An 18,922-nucleotide genomic window follows, 5' to 3' on the forward strand; every position below is an offset into this window, starting at 1 on the left:
TAAAGTTGTAGCGAGTAATGCCGGGGCCGGGCGATGAATTTAGCCTGCTAAAAGCCGTGGGCATCTGCTAATATTCGTCACCTTTAGCGCTAGTGCCAACGTCCACAAAACCCTTCAAGGCTTTAGGTAACTCGATGAATGCAGTGATTATTGCAGTGCTCGTCATGGTGGCGCTGTCGCTTTTACGTGTCTCGGTGGTATTCGCCTTGGTGGCGGGCGCCATTGTGGGTGGTTTGGTAGGTGGGCTCTCCCTGGAGGATACCCTAGGCGCATTCAACGACGGCGTGGGCGGTGGTGCCCAGGTGGCGTTGGCCTACGCTACACTGGGCGCGTTCGCCGTGGCGATTTCCCGCTCCGGGCTGCCCGATATGCTCGCCGAGCGCTTGATTCGGCTTTTGGGCAAGGAGTCCACCGCTGCGCACCAAACCCGGGTCAAGTTTATTTTACTAGGCGCTATCCTGATGGTGGCGATCTTCTCGCAAAATGCCATTCCCGTTCATATCGCCTTCATCCCCATTTTGATCCCGCCGCTGCTGGCGCTGATGAACCGCCTTCAGCTCGACCGCCGTGCAATCGCCTGCGCGCTCACCTTTGGCCTGACCGCCCCCTATATGTTGTTACCGGTGGGGTTCGGGGCGATTTTTCTCAACGATATTTTGCTCGCCAATTTGAACAGCGCCGGCGAAGCACTGGGGTTGGAGATCACGCGGGCCATGGTCCCCATGGCGATGGCCATTCCCGTGGGCGGCATGGCGGTGGGCCTTTTGGTGGCCCTGTTTTTCAGCTACCGGGGCCAGCGCCGCTACGCCGATAAAGAGGTGGCGGCCAATAGCGCGCAGGTCAGCGCTACACCGGCCACGCCCCATGCGAAGGGGCTTATCATGTCCGGGGTTGCCATCGTCGCTGCACTGGGCTTGCAGCTTTATACCGGCTCGATGATTCTGGGCGGCCTGGTGGGCATCGGTCTTCTCTCGATGGGCGGTATCTTCAAGTGGCGCGAAGCGGACGACCTGTTCACCAGCGGCATGCGCATGATGGCACTGATTGGTTTTATCATGATTTCCGCAGCGGGCTTTGCCGAGGTAATGAAAGCGACCGGCGATATCGAGGCGCTGGTCAGTGGCGCCTTCGAGCTTTTCGGCGATAACCGGGGCCTGGCGGCGCTGACCATGCTGCTGGTGGGGCTTTTCATCACCCTGGGGATTGGCTCGTCGTTTTCGACCATCCCAATCATTGCCGCGATCTTCGTGCCCCTGGCCGTGCAGTTTGGCTTTTCGCCCATGGCCACGGTGGTACTGGTCGGCACCGCCGCCGCCCTGGGCGATGCGGGCTCCCCCGCGTCGGATTCGACCCTTGGCCCAACCTCCGGGCTCAACGTCGACGGCCAGCACGACCACATCTGGGACAGCGTGGTACCCACCTTCATCCACTACAACCTGCCGCTGATCGCCTTTGGCTGGCTCGGTGCGATGTGGTTCTAGGTATCGCTTGTTACGTAAAAAGGCAGCCTCGGCTGCCTTTTTTTATGACGCTTTAGTGGGTTATTCGTTATCCGGAAGGAGGGATTCGAACGCGCTTAACAAGCCGCGTAGTAGCGAAAGCTCCTTGCGACTCGGCTCGGCGCGAGTGAAGAGCGTTTGCAGCTGTTCTTCGGTGCGGGCGTGGGGCTGGGTCAAAAAACCGCTTTGGCGCATCAAGCGGCCTAGATGGTCCTGGAAGTAATTGAGCTGCTCGCGGGTAGGGGGCGTGGCCTCGAGCGGGCGCTGATAGGAAAAGTCGCTTCCGGCTCGTTTGCGCCAGGCCCGGTGAACCTCATAGGCGAGTATCTGCACGGCCTGGGAGATATTCAGGATACCGTACTCCGGGTTGGCCGGAATACTCACCTGATGGGTGCATTCGCGAATTTCGTCGTTGGTCAGCCCCGAGCGCTCGCGCCCGAATACCAGCGCCACCGGCGCCTGCTGGGCATTTTGCACCGCGCTCTGGGCCATCTCATCGGGTTCGTCGAAGTGGGGCAGTGGCAGGCTTCTCAGCCGGGCGCTGGCGCCGATCACCTGTACGCAGTCGCTGACGGCTTCGTTGAGGCCATTCACGACCCGGGCGTTTTCCAGCACGTCCGTGGCGCCGGCGGCCAAACGGGTTGCTTCTTCGCTTGGAAACTCCCGCGGATTGACCAGCACCAGGTCCACAAGACCCATGGTCTTCATGGCCCGCGCCGCGGCACCGATATTACCAGGATGAAAGGTTTGAACGAGCACGATACGAATACGAGAAAGCACGGTAAGAACGACCCAAGTAAAGCCTGAATAAAGCGCGCATGGTAGCACGCTTTGGCCTCAAAAAGCCGTCTCGCGGCCCCAAACGACAAGAACCCCGCACAGGGCGGGGTTCTTGTCGACGTCAAACGTCAAAGCGGTGGGGCAAGGCTTACATCATGCCGCCCATGCCACCCATTCCGCCCATGCCACCCATATCCGAGGCAGCTTCTTTCTCGTCCGGGTCGTCGGCGATCATGCACTCGGTGGTGATCATCAGACCCGCCACGGAACCGGCAGACTGCAGCGCGGTACGCGTGACTTTCGCCGGGTCGAGTACGCCCATTTCGAACAGGTCGCCGTACTCGCTGGTTTGCGCGTTGTAGCCGAAGTTGCCTTCGCCATCTTTAACGCGGTTGATCACGACCGCCGGCTCTTCACCTGCGTTGGTGATGATTTGACGCAGCGGCGACTGCATGGCACGCAGCGCCATGTTGATGCCATGGTTCTGGTCTTCGTTGTCGCCGGTCAGGCCCTGTACCTTGGCCATGACGCGAACCAGGGCGGTACCGCCGCCAGGTACGACGCCTTCTTCGACCGCGGCGCGAGTAGAGTGCAGCGCGTCTTCGACACGTGCTTTCTTCTCTTTCATTTCGACTTCGGTCGCCGCACCCACACGGATGACGGCAACGCCGCCAGCCAGCTTCGCGACACGCTCCTGAAGCTTCTCTTTGTCGTAGTCGGAAGAGGTCTCTTCGATCTGGGCACGAATCTGGTTAACCCGCGCTTCGATGTCGTTTTCCTGACCGGCACCATCGATGATGGTGGTGTTCTCTTTGGACATGGTCATGCGCTTGGCGGTACCCAGATGATCCAGGTTCGCTTGCTCGAGCGTCAGGCCCACTTCTTCAGAGATCACGGTGCCGTTGGTCAGGATCGCGATGTCCTGCAGCATGGACTTACGACGGTCGCCAAAGCCAGGCGCCTTGGTCGCGGCGACTTTAACGATACCGCGCATGTTGTTGACGACCAGGGTCGCCAGCGCTTCGCCTTCGATATCTTCAGCGATGATGGCCAGCGGCTTGCCTTGCTTGGCAACGGCTTCGAGTACCGGCAGCAGTTCGCGGATGTTGGAAACTTTCTTGTCGACGAGCAGGATGTAGGGGTCCTCGAGCTCGACGGACATGGTTTCCTGGTTGGTGACGAAGTAGGGCGAGAGGTAGCCACGGTCGAACTGCATACCTTCGACCACTTCCAGCTCGTCTTCGAAACCACGGCCTTCATCGACGGTGATCACGCCTTCTTTACCGACTTTTTCCATCGCTTCAGCGATGATTTCGCCAATGCGCTTGTCGCCGTTGGCAGAGATCGTACCGACCTGAGCGATAGACTTGGTGTCGGTGCAGGGCACGGCCATTGCCTGGATTTCTTTGACGGCGGCGTTGACGGCCTGGTCGATACCGCGCTTGAGATCCATCGGGTTCATGCCGGCGGTCACGCCCTTCAGGCCTTCGGCAACGATCGCCTGGGCCAGAACGGTGGCGGTGGTGGTACCGTCGCCGGCGGCGTCAGAGGTCTTGGAAGCAACTTCCTTGACCATTTGTGCGCCCATGTTTTCGAACTTGTCTTTCAGTTCGATTTCCTTGGCAACGGAAACACCATCTTTGGTGACGGTCGGTGCGCCGAAGGATTTGTCGAGTACCACGTTACGGCCTTTCGGGCCCAGCGTGACTTTTACCGCGTTGGCCAGCGTATCAACGCCACGTGCCATACGTTTGCGGGCATCATCGGAAAACTTGACTTGCTTAGCTGCCATGTTCGTTACTTCCTAAATTGAAAGTGAATAGATGAAAGTAAATAGTCGAGACAGTCGAATTAGCCTTCGACGACCGCCAGGATGTCGGCTTCGCTCATGATCAGCACTTCTTCACCGTCGATCTTTTGCTTCTCGACGCCGAAGCCGTCCTTGAAAATCACGTTATCGCCTACTTTTACGTCCAGGGCGCGCACTTCACCGTTTTCCAGAATGCGACCATTACCGACGGCCAGGATTTCACCACGAGTCGGTTTTTCCTGGGCGTTGCCCGGTAGCACGATGCCGCCAGCGGTTTTCTGTTCTTCTTCCACGCGACGAATTACGACGCGATCGTGCAAGGGACGGATATTCATGCTTTCGTTCTCCTGAGTATCGTCAAAGCCCAACGGGCCGTTTTAAATGAATTCTCGCGGTCTTGCCCCGAGAAGTGAAGGCCTGCTGCCTTCCTGTCGAAGGCAAAAGCCACTGCTTTTGCCGAAGTCTGTGCTGATTCAAAAAGTGGGGGCTTACGCCTGCCTTTCAAGGGCCTGGAGCCAAAAAATTATCCTAAAGACCTCGACTTAAGTCGTGATCGCGGGGGCGGATCTCACTACCGGCGGCCTTCGTCTTCACGGCTAATGAACTCGCCCTCGATGGTGGTGGAGTCGCGTTGGCCGCCGCGCTGATCACTCCAGCCGGTATGAGGCGGCTCTTGTGGGCGCGGGCCCGACTGATGGAGCGTGGTTTTCAAGCCAAACCAGGTCAGCGCCTTTACCATCAGCTGCCGCGCGTTGGGCAGCAAACAGGCAAGTCCGAGCGCATCGGATAAAAAACCGGGGGCCATGAGTAGGGCGCCGCCGAAGATCAACGCCGCCCCGGTGAAGATCTCTGAAGAGGGAATTTCACCCGACTGCATCCGCGCGCGTGCCCGGGCCAGTGTCGAGATACCTTCGCGGCGAATGAGGTGTAGGCCGACAAAGCCGGTGAGCACCACTAAAGCCAGCGTGGTGAGCAGGCCGATATGGCTGCCTACCGAGAAAAGCACGACAAAATCGAGTAGGGTGAAGATCGATATGAAAAGTAATACGGGCATGGCTGCCTCCAGCACTAACGTTAGTACCCTCTATGGTGCCAAAAATTACAATTACAAGCAGCCTCGCGCGCAGTACGGGCAAAAGCGCCGCGCGCTCAATCATTAATTTTTACCTGGGAACGAGCAATGGACGTAGATCATAAAGTCATCGCGATTACCGGCGGCGCCCGCGGGTTGGGGTTTGCCGCCGCCGAACACCTGGGCGCCCGCGGTGCTCGGCTTGCGTTACTGGATACCCAACCTCAGGCGCTGAGCGAGGCCGTTGCACGCCTGGCCGAGCGCGATATTCAGGCTAACGCGTTTGAGGTGAACGTCGCAGACGAACGCTCGGTCGAGGAGGGGTTTGCGGCGATCAAGCGTACGCTCGGCCCTGTCAGCGGGTGTATCAATAATGCGGGTATCACCGACGACGCGATGCTCGTGAAGGTCAAGGAGGGCAAGGTCGAAAAACGCATGTCGCTTGACGCCTGGCAGCGGGTGCTCGACGTGAACCTGACCGGGGCGTTTCTTTGCGGACGTGAAGCCGCCACCCAGATGATCGAGGCGGGCCACGCTGGGGTCATCGTCAATATTTCGAGTATTTCCAAAGCGGGCAACATGGGCCAGAGCAACTACGCTGCCGCCAAGGCAGGAATTCACGCGTTGACCGTCACCTGGGGCAAAGAGCTTGCCCGCCATGGTATTCGTACCGGAACCGTCGCGCCGGGCTTCGTTTCGACGGAAATGACCGCGGCGATGCGCCCGGATATGCGCGAGCGCATCGCGGAAAGTGTGCCACTGAAAGCGCTGGGCGAGCCTTCGCATATCGCCCAGAGCGTGGCGTTCATTTTCGAGAACGACTACTTCACCGCGCGTATCATCGAGTGCGACGGTGGTTTGCGCCTTTAACCCACGCGTGTCGGCTTAAAAGTAGTCGCGGCTGATCTCGCGCTGGAAGTACATTTCCAGGCGCATCGTCATCGCCCAGCGCGGGTCGTAGCTGACATCGCGCTGAAAATGCAGCTCCGGAATCACATCCGCAAACAGAATACCCTTGTGCAGGTCGCGGCGGTAACGGGTTTGCAGGTAGTAATCGGTCATGCGCGGGGTCGAAACGCTCTCGCCTATGGCAATCGCCGAGTAGCGCAGCGCGCTGCGGTCGTTGATGCGGTGGTTGAGCTCGGCCACTTCGCTGTACTCGAGAGTGTCTTCTTCTTCGCGCCACTGCACGGTGCTGATAAAGCGAAGGTGGCGGCGCTCGCTCAGCGCTCGGCCGATGTCCCAGCGGGTGCGGGCGTTGTACCCGGAATTGTTGAACCAGGAGAGCCGGTTGAATGACTCGAGCTGCCAGGGCCCATCGCCTATATCCCACAAGCGTTCGCTGGTGAAGCGCACGTAGGGGTCGATGGGCAGGCGCAGCCGGACACCGGCGCCAAACCGGTTGCTCCAGTTTTCACGTTTGTCGCGGCTTTCGAGCCAGTCAAGGCCGAGTATCGAGTTGCTGCGATCGCGCTGGTCGTTATAAAGCCGCCCCGAGCCCTCTTCGGCAAGCGTGCCCTGGCTCTCGTCCGGGTCGCTCTCGATGACCAGGCGCAGGCGCTCTTCGGTAGTGGGTAGATCGATTCGGTAGCGGATGCTGGTATCGCCATCGACGCCTTCACCTTCCATCCAGTCTATTTCCTGGCCAAGGCGCAGGTAGGAGTCGTTTTCAGCGGTGGCGGTGTAGTGGTCGCCCCCAAAAAAAGCGTCCACGTTGCGTGAGGTATTGTCGACCCAGTTACCCACACTGGCGCGAAAGGGCTCTACCCGCTCCGTCGCCCAGTCGGACAAGTCACTCTCTTCCTCTTGTTGTGCATGGGCGGGTAGCGAAAAAGCGACGAACGAGCCCATACAAAGAGAGGCAATAACTAACTTCATGAAAAACGTCCCTGAATGATGATGCGGGCAGGCAGCCGCTAAGTCAGCTGTCTTGCCGGTGTTATGTTGTTTTACGGTGTTATTTTGCCTTGTGCAGTTCGACCTCTTCGGCCCACTTGATCACTTTTTTACGCTGGCGGTAGCTGGTCATGCGTTGGGTATCGATGCCTTGAGGAATAAGCTGGCGGTTTGGCTCGGCGTTGACGTCCAGGTCGAAACAGCGTGAGGCGCCAAAAGGCTTGTCTTCCGGCCCGTAAATGGCGATCACGCGTATTTCCATTTTAAGGTTCGACTGCTCGATGGTTTGCTGATCGATGTTCCAGTACTTTTGAACCTGCTCGATGATCGAGCCAAAGCTTTGAATATGAATATTGTTGCCGGAGGTAAGCGGTCCCTGGTGGGTGCGGTAGCTATCTTCGCCTTCGTCATCGCTTTGCTGCTGGTATTCCACTACGTCGAGCTCATAGGAGTGGCTGTCCGTATGCAGGACCGCAATGACATGCTGAAGATAAACCGATTCGGTGCTCATGTTGCTCACCAGACAAAGCGCTTCGGTACCGATACCTTTACCGCGGTTGATGATGATGCGAGGGCGACGCTGGCGGGAGTAACTGTGAAAAAGCAGTTGGGCGTAAAAAAGCCAAACAAAAAGCGTTAAAGAGCTGGTAAGCGCCGAAATTGCCTGCGCATTCTCATCGAGCCATTCCATGGCAGATCCCTTGAATGAAGTCATTTGTAGCGCGCTAATTTAGCCTGGCAGGCGCCAAAAGTCATTAGCCCAGGGTAAGGCGTAATAAAAAGCTGTGCGGATTAGAGGCGACGAGTTGTCAGCCACCAAAAGGTACTTTAGTTTGGAGAGCGAGCAACGGAATTTGAAAGACGAGCAACAAGGGCTGGGCGTCGAAGAAGTGCGTTAAGCCGTCAATTGGCCAAGTCACGATCCGGTCACACGGGATAATCTAGTGAGTAGCAAGGGGGGAATACTTGATTATAAAAATCTTTATTTTTAATAACTTAAGTAGTTGTTCTGCCTCAGTCCTGGCCGCCGCCAAATATCTCGACCGCTTGCGAAACTAGCTCTGTTGAGTTGTTGGGTATCCACTGCGCATACGTATGTGCGGTAAAACCACATTACGATGTTCCATTTACTTGCTTTGCTGGCCCAGACGAGCGATTCGCCGGCGGAAAGCTTCATTGAAATGAGGGAGTGACGAGTCAGTTGTCGCTCTTGGCAGTTGAAGCCTAATGGAATGGCGGAATAATGGCGGCGCTGACACAGCTCTTTTTCCGCAGTATTATGCAATGAATTCGATTTCGGACTATCCGTAACACACAAAAAAATTGACTATTCAAGATTACGAAGTTAATTTTATAAGCACACAAGCGTACCGCTTGTTTGTGACAGCTAGCTCTTCTTGCACTGGAAATGCCTTAGGGCGCCTCACTGAGGTACGAGGGGAGAGGGGAAGGACCTTGAAATCCGAACCTGGATCACCTTTGGACGGTAGGCACGACTTGCTAGAATGTGGTAGTTACCAGTGCTTTGCTAGCGCAAACAACGCTTTCTAGTAAACCTTTTAGTATAGGTAGGTCGTGCCTTCATTAAATAAATATAATTACGAAAAAGTTTCACAGGAATCTATCGCTTCAGTTGAAAATTTAGCTATAGCTTTAGGCCTTAGCTATGATCAACTTGAGAGAGCCATCACTCTAGATGAAGATGTTAAGTACAAAAAAGTTCCTGTTGATAAATCTGATGGAGGTATACGTTTAGCTTTAAATCCTCATAAGTATATTCGTCAAGTTCAACGTAAGATTAATTCTAGAATTCTATCTGATTTAGACACTATTGAGTGGCCTGATTATATTTTTGGTTCTATTCCTAATACAAATGTAGGCTTGGATGATGAGGTGAGAAGAGATTATATCAGCTGCGCAAAAGTTCATTGTGGGAAAAAGAGCCTTTTGAAGGTTGATATTAAAGAATTCTACGACAATGTGCATGAAGAAGTAGTATATGACGTTTTTAACAAATTTTTATGTTATCCGGAGTCTGTTTCAAATGCTTTAACAGAACTGTGTACATTTAGAGGCGTTCTGCCTCAAGGTGCACTTACATCAGGCTATTTAGCTTGCTTGTGCCTTTATGATTTAGAACCTAAATTAGTGAGACGGCTAGAGCGTAAAGGGTTGTCTTACACACGATACATTGATGATATCACCGTTTCTTCAAATCGTATTGATCAAAACTTCGAGTATTCTTTGAGTATAATAAGCTCGATGTTGGCAGATAAAGACTTGCCCTTGAATAATAAAAAAACTGAAATATTAAGAGCATCATCTACACCTTTAATGGTTCATGGCCTAAGAGTCGGGTTTGAGCAGCCGCGTTTGCCTTCTAAGGAGGTTAGAAATATAAGAGCTGCTGTGCAATCAATTGAAAAGGTAGCGAAAATACCTGGCTACAGAACGACGAGGGTCTATAGAAGATCCTTTTCAAAATGTTTAGGTAGGGTTAATAAGCTTAAAAGGGTTGGTCATAATAAGCATGCAGTGCTGTTAAAGCGTCTAAAAGTTGTCAGGCCTTTAGCCCATGAAGATGATGTTGAGCGCGTAAAAAGTATGATTCGACGCTTAAGGCATGACTATGAAAGCAAGAGAGCAACATATTTATATCATAGACGTTATCATAGAGCGCACCAAAGGTTGAATATTATAAAAATAAACTTTAGAAATGTCGCTACCCAATTAAGAACTCAGTTGAGGAGTTTGAAGTCAGAGTATACTCACTAATCTTAAGGTCGATATATGCTTAATTTTATTAAGAATTTTTGGGTTTCTTTGAATGTTGGAAGTATTAAAGGTGAAGAGAGCTGGTATATTTTAAGGTTTTGTGCTGCATTTATTCTTATAGGTTCAAGTATGGCAGTTTTTATATTCTTCATCACTATGATATCTCAGCGCATATACGAGCAAAGTTTTTGTTTATCTAATGATTGTTTTAAGCAGTTCTATTCTTTTTTTGATGTTTCTTTCTTGATCATTGAGTGGAGTTTTAAAGCTTCAATAGGGCTTTTCGCCTTAGGGTCATTTGGTTTAGCTTGTAAAAATTATATGCATAATAAAAATGCTAATGCGTTTTCTTCCCATATAGCCTATCTTTCACTTTTTCAAAATTATTTAGATATAGAAGTTGGTAAAAGAATTAGAGTTAATCGAAGCAGCATTGATGCGCTTCATTGGTATAATATTATTTATCCTAACTCAAGTTTTGGCGATATAAAGCCTTCAGAAGAATATATGAGGTTGTTAGGAGAGATTAATGGTTGCATATTGAAGTCTAATGAAGAATTTATGGGTCCATCTTATAAACACTATGATTATAATATTCATCAACAAAGATTGATCTCGAATCTAAGTAATATTGGAATTTATTTAGAGCCTTTGCCAAGGGCTAATTTTTGGAGCGTTGAAGAAGAGGTGGTATCTTTGATTGAGGTCATTAATACTTCTTTTTGTAGATTAGGCACTACTTTTGAAAAGTTTTCAAAACCTACTTATCGTTGATATTGTTTTTAATAAATCAGCCGATTTAGATGATGTTCTTGATTTTACATATTCTAGATGATGTTATGCCCATTATCATAACCCCTTTATCAGTAGAAACGGAGTTTAGAGTCTGAAATTACTTTATCGGTTTTTACTTCCAATTGCTCGGCATAGATAGATGGGGAATTCCCCCGAAAAACCAGAGTGTTCAAAAGTAGAATTTTCCGTAAGCTAAGCGCAGGGAGATTCTGCATGAAAAAATCACGTTTTTCCGACAGCCAAATACTGTCAATTCTCAAGCAAGCCGAAGGCGGCGCACCTGTTCCAGATCTGTGTCGTGGGCATGGCGTCAGCGGTGCGACTTTCTACAAGTGGCGAGCTAAATTCGGTTGCATGGATGCGTCCATGATGGCACGGCTGAAAGAGCTAGGGGATGAAAACCGACGGCTCAAGAAGATGTACGCTGAGGAACGATTGAAAGGGGACATCCTCAAGGAAGCCATCGAAAAAAGTGGTGAAGCCGTCTCGACGCCGTGAGATGGCGCAGAAAGCCTTCAATGAGAAGCGCATCAGTATTCGACGGGCTTGTACTGGATGTTCAGCATCAGCGAGACCTGCTATCGCTACCAGGCCAAGCTCAGCAGCGAGTATGCCGAGATCGCTGACTGGCTGATCCAATTGACCCATAACCAGCAAAATTGGGGCTTCGGCCTGTGCTTTTTGCACCTGAGAAACGTCAAGGGGTTTGGCTAGAATCACAAATGGGTTTACCGGATTTATCGGGAACTGGAACTGAACCTGCGGATAAAACCCAGTAAACGCCTGGTTCGTGAAAAGCCGAAGCCATTGGTGGTGCCGGCAATGATTAATGACAGTTGGTCGATGGACTTCATGCACGACCAGCTCAACGATGGTCGCACCTACCGGCTGCTGAATGTGATTGATGACTTTAACCGCGAAGGTCTTGGCATCGAAGTAGACTTCTCGCTTCCGGCAGAGCGTGTTATTCGATCACTGGAGCAGATCATTGAGTGGCGGGGCAAACCGCGCTCTATTCGTTGTGATAACGGCCCTGAATACATCAGCGGCAAGTTGGCGCACTGGGCGGAAAACGAAGGCATTATGTTGGCGTTTTTCCTGCTTGGCAAACCCCAGAAGAATGTCTATATCGAACGCTACAATCGCACGGGGCGTTACGATTGGCTGGCACAGTATCTGTTCGACAGCAGCGAAGAAGTCCAGGATTATGCTACTCGCTGGCTCTGGCACTACAATCACGTACGACCCAATATGGGACTCGGAGGAATTACTCTTCAACAGAAGTTGGCCATGATGGCCTGAGGTCTACTTTTGAAGCCCTCTAAAAATGGGAGGATTACCCTTATGCTTTCGTTTGGCCTTCTATTCTAGCCCCATCAGTATTGATCCGTAACCCAGTTTAAAGCATAGTTCTTAAGTCATGAATGGTCGCACACTGCATGTAAGTAACGTGTTGTGTGTAAGAAAGGTAAAAATAGAAAGTTTTGATTTTATGGCAAAGCTTTATGCAAGCGCGGCCCGCTAGAATTGCAAAACGGATTCAAAACCCGCCGCCTAGGCCGGGATATGCTATCAGCCATGGCATTAACGAGGAGGCGAGCTGATGCAAGTGCCGTGGTAGGTTAAAGAGTTAGAGTTACTACCTGAAACGGTCACGTTTGCAGGGATTTGAAGCGAAAACACGTAGCTTTGGCCTTGGAACTCTGCATTCATGAGGCTTGAGCCAATCGAAAGAGGGACAGGATCATTATCTCCAATCTGTAGAGTATTGTTTTGCCCGCCCATTCCGTCTCTACTGATAAGAAGCATCAGAGGGTGATGTTCAAACTGGCACGCAATTGGTGTCAAATTATCTTCAGAAAGAGCTCCATGAGAAGCTGTGAGTGAGATAAGACCAGCTATCAAACCGATGCCTTTATTACTAAGCTTTTTTTCTTTCATAAATACTACCCTTGGCACGGAAATCGAACCTGATATGCATCCAGTGTATCGCGTTCGACTGTAACTGTGGCCAAAAGGAGGAGGAAATTGGGTTTGACCTTTCCCCTGGATTAGTACCGCTGATTCAATGAGATTTTCCGCATTATGCCGCCCTGTGGGCATATTCAGTGGGCGGCAGATAATTGAGTGAGCTGTGAGGGCGAACGTGATTGTAATAGTCTCGCCACGCCGCTATCTCTGCTCTTGCCTCATCTATTGTCCTGAACCAGTGACGATTCAGACATTCGTTTCGGAACTTGCCGTTTAAGCTCTCCACAAAGGCATTTTGAGTAGGCTTGCCCGGCTAGATAAAGCCCAATGACACCGTCGCTTCCTTGCTCCAAAAGAACATCGCCTTGCTTGTAAACTCGGTATTATTGTCGCAAATAATCTTGTGCGGCTTATCTCTTGCCTCGCACAGCTGCTCCAGAAACCGGGCTACCTGTCGTCCACTAATCGATACAGAGATCAACTGCCCCACCATTTCTCGTGAGAAGTCGTCCACCACATTCAGTACTCGAAAGCGCCGCCTTAGCTAGCTGATCAGAGACCAAGTTCATTGACGACCGTTCGTTGACCCTGGCTGGCACATCCAGGCACTGCCGTGGACGATGCAGCTTTTTGCGCCGTTTGGTGCGTACTTGCAGGCCTTCTTCGGTATAAATTCGATAGGTACGCCTTCGGTTAATGACCAGGCCTTCCGCTTTCAACAGCGCGTGCAACAACAAATTACCATGGGCAGACTGCTGTGCAGCCAGTTCCTTGAGGCGCACTCTCAACACGCCGTCCGGGTTACTCTGAGCCGGATACCGATACGCCGTTCGGGAAATGCCTACAAGTTGGCAGGCGGAGCGCTCACTGATCTGGTGGCCATTGACCAGATATCGAACAACCGCTTTCCGGGCTGTAGGCGTTACCACTTTTTTGACAGCACATCCTTCATGGCTTCGGCTTCCAGCAGCTTGTCAGCGAGAAGCTTTTTCAGCTTGTTGTTTTCCATTTCAAGCTCTCGCAAGCGCTTCGCCTCACTTACTTCCAGGCCGGCGTACTTGCTGCGTCAGTTATAGAAGGTACCGTTGGAAATACCCAGCCTGCGGCACAGGTCGTCCACTTTGGCACCCACCTCGTGCTCCTTGATAGCGCCAATGATCTGCTCTTCGGTGTAGCGTGTCTTTTTCATAATGAGATCTCCGTTGATCAAGATTAGCTGGAAATCTCATCGAGTGCATGGTGTTAACTTCGGGGAAAGGTCACAGGTCATAGGCACAAAAAAGGCACCCGTAGGTGTTTGATTTGTAGGCGTGCATGGTGGAGGTGGCGAGAATTGAACCCGAGTCTAAGAGCTTAACTCTCCAATCCAAATTGCTGTCGGGCCGTATGAACCAGCAGATCCTTGATAATCCCTATAGTCATAGAGCCTCCAGCATTGGAAACCTTGCCCATGGCTTTATTCCAAACTGTTTCACTCCGAGCCGCATCAATGAACTCATGACCTTGCCAAGTCACGGATAGCAGCAGAGCTTGAGGGCTGGGGCTTTCGCTATCTGAAGTGTCTGCTGCTTCTACTAGACCTGCTTTCCACATTAAATACACGTGGTGCGCTACTTGATCGGGAGTATAGTCATCAATATTAGGCGATTCTTTAACATACCCGTTTTCTTGGCTAGTAGCATCTAACAGTATTGCTCGAACCAAATTCATATCGCGCTTCATAGCGTACGCCCTAAATTGTTAAAAACAAAAGAGAGCTTAGCTTTTTGACGATATATTTGGGACACTGGATAAGAAAAGCTGACTAGGAAAGCGACCAAATTATGACATATATAGGTCGTTAGGAGACAATCTATGGGAAAGGATGAATATATGATATTGAAAAATAAAAAAGTAATTGGTGCGGATGGGGAGACTCGAACTCCCACACCTTACGGCACTAGAACCTAAATCTAGCGTGTCTACCAATTCCACCACATCCGCAGAAGACGAGGCGTATATTATCAATATTTGGCGCTAAGTCAATAAGCTGCCAGAAGAAATTAGTACCGAACAGGTGAGATTGCCATGGGGTTAATGCAGTGGGGCAGGGCAGCCAACGCGGCGTTTAAAAAGGCGCTGCCGGGGTACTGCGCTTTCTGTTTGTCGCCTCAGGCTGGAGTAGAAGGGTGGTGCGACGAATGCTATTCACTGCTTGCGCTTAACACCTGCGCCTGCCCCCGGTGTAAGGAGCCGCTGCCATCTTCTTATGCCGGCACTGAAAACGCGCTTTGCGGCCACTGCCTGGTCGAGCCGCCCGCGTTCACCGCGACCACCGCCGAGTTTCTCTACCTGGCAAGCGTTAAAGAGCTCGTGCGCGATTTTAAGTTTCACGCCTCGCCCCGGGCGGGCATGCTGTTGGTGGAGCTGATGCTGACGCGCCCACCGGCGGCGGTGGGCGATGCGCTCATCGGCGTGCCTATGCACCCGGCTAAAGCGCGCGAGCGCGGCTTCAACCAGGCACACTGGCTTGCCCAGCAGCTCGCCAGGCGTTTGGGGCGGCCCTTGCTCACCGGTGAGTGCATTAAAAATCTGCCCTCGCAACGCACGCTCAACCGTAAGCAGCGCGCGGCCAATTTAAAGGGCGCCTACAGGCTTCCCCCAAAGCTTCCGCCCCACGTAACCGTTATCGACGATGTCGTTACGACGGGTGCCACCGGGCACGAGCTGGCGCGCAGGGCGCTAAGCGCCGGCGCAAGCCGGGTCGATCTCTGGGCGCCGGCGCGTACACCTCTGGGAAGTAACTGATAGAATGAGCGATTTGCAGGAGCTGCGTATGGCCCACGCATTTAGCGCGCTTTCCCCGGATGCGGTGATGTCCGCCGCCGAATCCGTTGGCATCTATCCGGGCGCCGAGCCCTTTGCGCTCAATAGCTACGAAAACCGCGTGTTGATGTTCCAGGACGATGGTCAAAAACGCTGGGTGGTGAAGTTTTACCGCCCCGGGCGCTGGAGCGAGGCGGCGATCGAAGAAGAGCACGACTTTCTTGCCGAGTTAGAGGCCGCCCGCGTACCGGTCAGCGCCCCCTGGCGCGATGGCCAGGGCCGCTCGCTTCACACCTACGTGCATGGCGACCAGCCATTTCGCTTTGCACTATTCCCCCAGTGCGTGGGCCAGGCACCGGAGCTCGATAATCCCGAGCATCTTTTCGCGCTAGGCGAGCTATTGGGCCAGCTGCACGAGCAGGCCGCGAAGGGCAACTTCGAGCACCGCCACACGCTTTGTTTCGAAAAAGACATAAAGGACGCCGAGGCGCGGGTGCTGGCCAGTGGCCGGTTAGGCGAGCACCAGCAAAGAGCCTACTGCCAGGTAATCGATAAAACGCTTGCGGCCTTGGCGCGGCTTGGCGTCGCCAAAACACCCCTGGTACGAACCCACGGCGACTGCCACCTGGGTAATATTCTGGGCCGCGACGAGCGCTTTCACCTGGTCGATTTCGACGATTGCCTGATGGCGCCCGCCATTCAGGACCTGTGGATGCTGCTGCCCACCGGTGAGCCCGATAGCTGGCAAGCCCAGTTGAGTGAAATGATCGAAGGTTACGAGCAGGTTAGGCCCTTTCCCCGCGAGCAGCTTGGCGTGATCGAGTCGCTAAGAGCCTACCGCTTGATTCGCTACACGGCGTGGCTGGTGTCGCGCTGGGAGGACCCGGCTTTTCCCCGGGCGTTTCCCTGGGTGGCCGAAAGCGGCTATTGGGACCAGCACATTCGCCAACTGGAGCAGCAACTGCTTCAACTAAGCGAGCCGCGCTGGCTTGCATGAAAGACGCCCGTTAAGGCGCGGCGCTTGGGTCGGGCAAGGGCAGCGGCGTTTGAATGTCGGGATGTGGATGTTTAACCACGGTTTTTGGTCGGTTTTACCCTGCCACCCAAGCCCCGGGTAGGGTAAAATGCGCGCACTCCATCGCTTTTAACTTTTCGCTTTTAATGATTCAAACGTTCATGGGCCTGGCGGCTTATGGCGTAAAAGCGCCTGAAAGCAGTTTGCCATGGGGCGGCACGCATCCCCGCGCTATCGATGAACCCGCAAGTGTGTTCTAAAGCCCGTGCCGCCCATCAGTTAGGTTGAATGAGGCTCGTCATGACCGATGACATTGCAAAGAACTACCGCGACATTATTACCGCCCTGGGCGAGGACCCGGACCGGGAAGGGCTGCGGGATACGCCCACCCGCGCCGCCAAGGCGATGCAGTTTTTGAACGCGGGCTATAAAACCTCGCTCGATGAGATCGTCAACAACGCCGTGTTCGAGTCGCAAACCGACGAGATGGTGCTGGTCAAGGACATCGAGCTCTACTCCATGTGCGAACACCACCTGCTGCCGTTTATCGGCAAGTGCCATATTGCCTACCTGCCCGATGGCAAGGTGCTGGGGCTTTCAAAGTTCGCACGTATCGTCGATATGTACGCCCGGCGTATGCAGATCCAGGAGAACCTGACCCGCGAAATCGCTGAAACGGTGCAGGAAGTGACCGGCGCGAAAGGCGTGGGCGTGGTGATCGAGGCGCGCCATCTTTGCATGATGATGCGCGGCGTCGAGAAGCAGAACTCGAGTATGACCACCTCGGTGATGCTGGGTCGCTTTAGAAGCAGCCAGGCAACGCGCCAGGAGTTTTTGACGCTGGTGAACTAAGCGAGGAAATTTCACTACCTGAAAGCAAACATTTGGTCAAACGGGCAGATTCGTCTTAGCATGAAACGATTGAAATGAATCGAACATGGAAATCACCGACGACCTTCGGGTCAGGAGACTGTCATGGAAGCGCTCAAGGAAACCGAACTGTACTGCCCGTTTGCCTATATAGACGGTAGCTGGGTCGCCGCCGACAGCGGCGAGCAGATCAGTGTCATCAACCCCGCTACCGGCGAAAGCATGGGCGACATGCCGCGCCTTGGCCGCGCGGAGACCGAGCGGGCGATCGACGCCGCGGACCGCGCGCTGCCCGCCTGGCGTGCGCTGACCGCCCAGGAGCGCTCGGATTTGCTGTTCAAGTGGTATGACCTGATGATGGAGCATCAGCACGACCTGGCCGTGCTGATGACCCACGAGCAGGGCAAACCCGTCAAGGAAGCCGAAGGCGAAATCGCCTACGCGGCGAGTTTCATTCGCTGGTTCGCCGAAGAGGCGCGCCGGGTTTACGGGGAAACCATCCCGGCGGCGAAAGCCAGTCAGCGTATCCTGGTGACCAAACAACCTGTGGGCGTGGTCGGGGCGATCACCCCCTGGAACTTCCCGGCGGCGATGATCACCCGCAAGGCCGGGGCGGCGCTGGCCGCAGGCTGCACGATCGTCGTCAAACCCGCCAGCCAAACGCCGTTTTCCGCCACCGCGCTTGCGCTTTTGGCCGAGCGTGCGGGCGTCCCTCGCGGCGTGTTCAACGTCGTGCCGGGCAGCGCTTCCGAAATCGCCAAAGCGCTGACCGACTCGCCCAAGGTGCGCAAGATTACCTTCACCGGCTCCACCGAAGTCGGCCGCGAGTTGATGGCGCAAGCCGCGCAGCACGTGCAGAAAATTTCCCTGGAGCTGGGTGGCAACGCGCCCTTTATCGTCTTCGAAGACGCGGATCTCGACGCTGCCGTCGAAGGTGCGATGGCGGCCAAGTTTCGCAACGCCGGACAAACCTGTGTGTGCACCAACCGCTTTTTGGTGCAGTCCAGCGTGATCAACGCCTTTTGCGAAAAGCTGGCCGTGGCGATGAATAGCGAGCTGCACGTCGGTGACGGCACCGAGGCCAATGTCAACGTGGGCCCCTTGATTAACGAAGACGCGGTCAAAAAGGTCAGCGAGCACGTTCAGGACGCCGTGGATAACGGCGCCGAGCTGCTGTTGGGGGGCCAGCCGCACCCGCTGGGCGGCAACTTCTTCACGCCGACGTTGATCAACTTCGCCAACGACAAGATGAAGGTCGCCCACGAAGAGACGTTTGGCCCGCTGGCGGCGGTGTTCCCCTTCGATGACGAAGAGACCGCCATCGAGATGGCCAACGATACCCAGTACGGTCTGGCCTCCTACTTCTATTCGAAGGATCTGGCCCGGGTATGGCGTGTCTCCGAGGCGCTGGAGTACGGCATGGTGGGGATCAATACCGGGCTGATCTCCAACGCCGCCGCGCCCTTTGGCGGGGTGAAGGCCTCCGGTCTTGGCCGCGAAGGTGGCCATCAGGGCCTCGAGGAGTACCTGGAGACCAAGTATCTGTGTATCGACCTGGGTAGCTAATCGATCGGTCGATAGCGGTCAGCGTAAAAAGCCCGGGCAAATGCCCGGGCTTTTTAATGGGTGAGCCG

At 53.7% G+C, this 18,922-nt stretch carries 16 protein-coding genes, 1 tRNA gene and 2 pseudogenes; 9 read left to right on the plus strand and 10 right to left on the minus strand.

The features are described 5' to 3' along the window. Nucleotides 1-134 precede the first annotated feature (134 nt). Complete coding sequence (locus tag ACWHVV_RS09080) at nt 135-1,481, plus strand: Na+/H+ antiporter family protein (protein ID WP_447929039.1); 1,347 nt, start codon at nt 135-137, stop codon at nt 1,479-1,481. A gap of 60 nt (nt 1,482-1,541) precedes the next feature. Here the strand turns inward: ACWHVV_RS09080 and ACWHVV_RS09085 are convergent, their stop codons facing one another. The 4 genes from ACWHVV_RS09085 to ACWHVV_RS09100 all read right to left on the minus strand — a co-directional run bounded on the left by ACWHVV_RS09085 (nt 1,542) and on the right by ACWHVV_RS09100 (nt 5,143). Continuing rightward, nucleotides 1,542-2,279 (minus strand): RNA methyltransferase, encoded by a 738-nt coding sequence (locus ACWHVV_RS09085; protein ID WP_447929040.1) that lies wholly within the window; start codon nt 2,277-2,279, stop codon nt 1,542-1,544. Between the two features lie 148 nt (nt 2,280-2,427). Then, nucleotides 2,428-4,071 (minus strand): chaperonin GroEL, encoded by a 1,644-nt coding sequence (gene groL / locus ACWHVV_RS09090; protein WP_447929041.1) that lies wholly within the window; start codon nt 4,069-4,071, stop codon nt 2,428-2,430. A gap of 59 nt (nt 4,072-4,130) precedes the next feature. Further along, on the minus strand, nt 4,131-4,424 hold the full coding sequence (locus ACWHVV_RS09095; RefSeq protein WP_447528761.1) for a co-chaperone GroES: 294 nt from the start codon (nt 4,422-4,424) through the stop codon (nt 4,131-4,133). Nucleotides 4,425-4,660: 236 nt separating this feature from the next. Beyond that, on the minus strand, nt 4,661-5,143 hold the full coding sequence (locus ACWHVV_RS09100) for an FxsA family protein (protein ID WP_447929042.1): 483 nt from the start codon (nt 5,141-5,143) through the stop codon (nt 4,661-4,663). 126 nt (nt 5,144-5,269) lie between these two features. On the opposite strand from ACWHVV_RS09100, the gene ACWHVV_RS09105 reads away from it, so the two are divergent. Beyond that, nucleotides 5,270-6,031: an SDR family NAD(P)-dependent oxidoreductase gene (locus ACWHVV_RS09105; protein ID WP_447929043.1), complete on the plus strand. Its 762-nt coding sequence runs from the start codon at nt 5,270-5,272 to the stop codon at nt 6,029-6,031. 15 nt (nt 6,032-6,046) lie between these two features. Here ACWHVV_RS09105 and ACWHVV_RS09110 read toward each other — a convergent pair whose 3' ends face one another. Together ACWHVV_RS09110 and ACWHVV_RS09115 are read right to left on the minus strand one after the other, a co-directional pair. After that, nucleotides 6,047-7,039 carry a hypothetical protein gene (locus ACWHVV_RS09110; protein WP_447929044.1) on the minus strand — a complete coding sequence of 331 codons (993 nt, stop codon included), beginning with the start codon at nt 7,037-7,039 and terminating at the stop codon, nt 6,047-6,049. 79 nt (nt 7,040-7,118) lie between these two features. Next, nucleotides 7,119-7,748 (minus strand): hypothetical protein, encoded by a 630-nt coding sequence (locus tag ACWHVV_RS09115; protein ID WP_447929045.1) that lies wholly within the window; start codon nt 7,746-7,748, stop codon nt 7,119-7,121. A gap of 884 nt (nt 7,749-8,632) precedes the next feature. Between ACWHVV_RS09115 and ACWHVV_RS09120 the strand changes: the two genes are divergently transcribed. The 3 genes and pseudogenes from ACWHVV_RS09120 to ACWHVV_RS09130 all read left to right on the plus strand — a co-directional run bounded on the left by ACWHVV_RS09120 (nt 8,633) and on the right by ACWHVV_RS09130 (nt 11,929). Then, complete coding sequence (locus tag ACWHVV_RS09120; RefSeq protein ID WP_447929046.1) at nt 8,633-9,832, plus strand: reverse transcriptase family protein; 1,200 nt, start codon at nt 8,633-8,635, stop codon at nt 9,830-9,832. A 15-nt stretch (nt 9,833-9,847) separates the two neighbouring features. Beyond that, nucleotides 9,848-10,606: a retron Ec48 family effector membrane protein gene (locus ACWHVV_RS09125; RefSeq protein WP_447929047.1), complete on the plus strand. Its 759-nt coding sequence runs from the start codon at nt 9,848-9,850 to the stop codon at nt 10,604-10,606. Between the two features lie 234 nt (nt 10,607-10,840). Further along, nucleotides 10,841-11,929, plus strand: a pseudogene (locus tag ACWHVV_RS09130) (IS3 family transposase). Nucleotides 11,930-12,211: 282 nt separating this feature from the next. On the opposite strand, the gene ACWHVV_RS09135 reads toward ACWHVV_RS09130, so the two are convergent. From ACWHVV_RS09135 to ACWHVV_RS09150, 4 genes and pseudogenes are all read right to left on the minus strand, one after another. Then, nucleotides 12,212-12,568: a hypothetical protein gene (locus ACWHVV_RS09135; RefSeq protein ID WP_447929048.1), complete on the minus strand. Its 357-nt coding sequence runs from the start codon at nt 12,566-12,568 to the stop codon at nt 12,212-12,214. 142 nt (nt 12,569-12,710) lie between these two features. Continuing rightward, nucleotides 12,711-13,787: pseudogene (locus ACWHVV_RS09140) on the minus strand (IS3 family transposase). 164 nt (nt 13,788-13,951) lie between these two features. Further along, entirely contained in the window at nt 13,952-14,320 is a 369-nt protein-coding gene (locus tag ACWHVV_RS09145) for a DUF2513 domain-containing protein (protein WP_447929049.1), read from the minus strand. Nucleotides 14,321-14,496: 176 nt separating this feature from the next. Further along, nucleotides 14,497-14,581: transfer RNA gene (locus ACWHVV_RS09150), tRNA-Leu, on the minus strand. A gap of 84 nt (nt 14,582-14,665) precedes the next feature. Here ACWHVV_RS09150 and ACWHVV_RS09155 point away from each other — a divergent pair. The 4 genes from ACWHVV_RS09155 to ACWHVV_RS09170 all read left to right on the plus strand — a co-directional run bounded on the left by ACWHVV_RS09155 (nt 14,666) and on the right by ACWHVV_RS09170 (nt 18,854). After that, nucleotides 14,666-15,385, plus strand: coding sequence for a ComF family protein (locus ACWHVV_RS09155; protein WP_447929050.1), 720 nt, complete (start codon nt 14,666-14,668; stop codon nt 15,383-15,385). A gap of 28 nt (nt 15,386-15,413) precedes the next feature. Then, on the plus strand, nt 15,414-16,400 hold the full coding sequence (locus tag ACWHVV_RS09160; RefSeq protein WP_447929051.1) for a serine/threonine protein kinase: 987 nt from the start codon (nt 15,414-15,416) through the stop codon (nt 16,398-16,400). Nucleotides 16,401-16,718: 318 nt separating this feature from the next. Continuing rightward, on the plus strand, nt 16,719-17,270 hold the full coding sequence (gene folE / locus ACWHVV_RS09165) for a GTP cyclohydrolase I FolE (protein ID WP_447528767.1): 552 nt from the start codon (nt 16,719-16,721) through the stop codon (nt 17,268-17,270). 123 nt (nt 17,271-17,393) lie between these two features. Continuing rightward, the gene (locus tag ACWHVV_RS09170; protein WP_447929052.1) at nt 17,394-18,854 is read left to right on the plus strand and encodes an NAD-dependent succinate-semialdehyde dehydrogenase; all 1,461 of its coding nucleotides are present in this window, start codon (nt 17,394-17,396) and stop codon (nt 18,852-18,854) included. Nucleotides 18,855-18,922: the final 68 nt, after the last annotated feature.

Source organism: Vreelandella sp. EE27 (assembly GCF_968206495.1).

What these genes read in the sequence shown, in the direction of transcription:
- ACWHVV_RS09080 (WP_447929039.1), top strand. Translation starts at nt 135, where the DNA reads ATGAATGCAGTGATTATTGCAGTGCTCGTCATGGTGGCGCTGTCGCTT.
- ACWHVV_RS09100 (WP_447929042.1), bottom strand. Translation starts at nt 5,143, where the DNA reads ATGCCCGTATTACTTTTCATATCGATCTTCACCCTACTCGATTTTGTC.
- ACWHVV_RS09135 (WP_447929048.1), bottom strand. Translation starts at nt 12,568, where the DNA reads ATGAAAGAAAAAAAGCTTAGTAATAAAGGCATCGGTTTGATAGCTGGT.
- ACWHVV_RS09095 (WP_447528761.1), bottom strand. Translation starts at nt 4,424, where the DNA reads ATGAATATCCGTCCCTTGCACGATCGCGTCGTAATTCGTCGCGTGGAA.
- ACWHVV_RS09160 (WP_447929051.1), top strand. Translation starts at nt 15,414, where the DNA reads ATGGCCCACGCATTTAGCGCGCTTTCCCCGGATGCGGTGATGTCCGCC.
- ACWHVV_RS09105 (WP_447929043.1), top strand. Translation starts at nt 5,270, where the DNA reads ATGGACGTAGATCATAAAGTCATCGCGATTACCGGCGGCGCCCGCGGG.
- ACWHVV_RS09125 (WP_447929047.1), top strand. Translation starts at nt 9,848, where the DNA reads ATGCTTAATTTTATTAAGAATTTTTGGGTTTCTTTGAATGTTGGAAGT.
- folE (WP_447528767.1), top strand. Translation starts at nt 16,719, where the DNA reads ATGACCGATGACATTGCAAAGAACTACCGCGACATTATTACCGCCCTG.
- ACWHVV_RS09155 (WP_447929050.1), top strand. Translation starts at nt 14,666, where the DNA reads ATGGGGTTAATGCAGTGGGGCAGGGCAGCCAACGCGGCGTTTAAAAAG.
- ACWHVV_RS09110 (WP_447929044.1), bottom strand. Translation starts at nt 7,039, where the DNA reads ATGAAGTTAGTTATTGCCTCTCTTTGTATGGGCTCGTTCGTCGCTTTT.
- ACWHVV_RS09145 (WP_447929049.1), bottom strand. Translation starts at nt 14,320, where the DNA reads ATGAAGCGCGATATGAATTTGGTTCGAGCAATACTGTTAGATGCTACT.
- ACWHVV_RS09170 (WP_447929052.1), top strand. Translation starts at nt 17,394, where the DNA reads ATGGAAGCGCTCAAGGAAACCGAACTGTACTGCCCGTTTGCCTATATA.
- ACWHVV_RS09115 (WP_447929045.1), bottom strand. Translation starts at nt 7,748, where the DNA reads ATGGAATGGCTCGATGAGAATGCGCAGGCAATTTCGGCGCTTACCAGC.
- groL (WP_447929041.1), bottom strand. Translation starts at nt 4,071, where the DNA reads ATGGCAGCTAAGCAAGTCAAGTTTTCCGATGATGCCCGCAAACGTATG.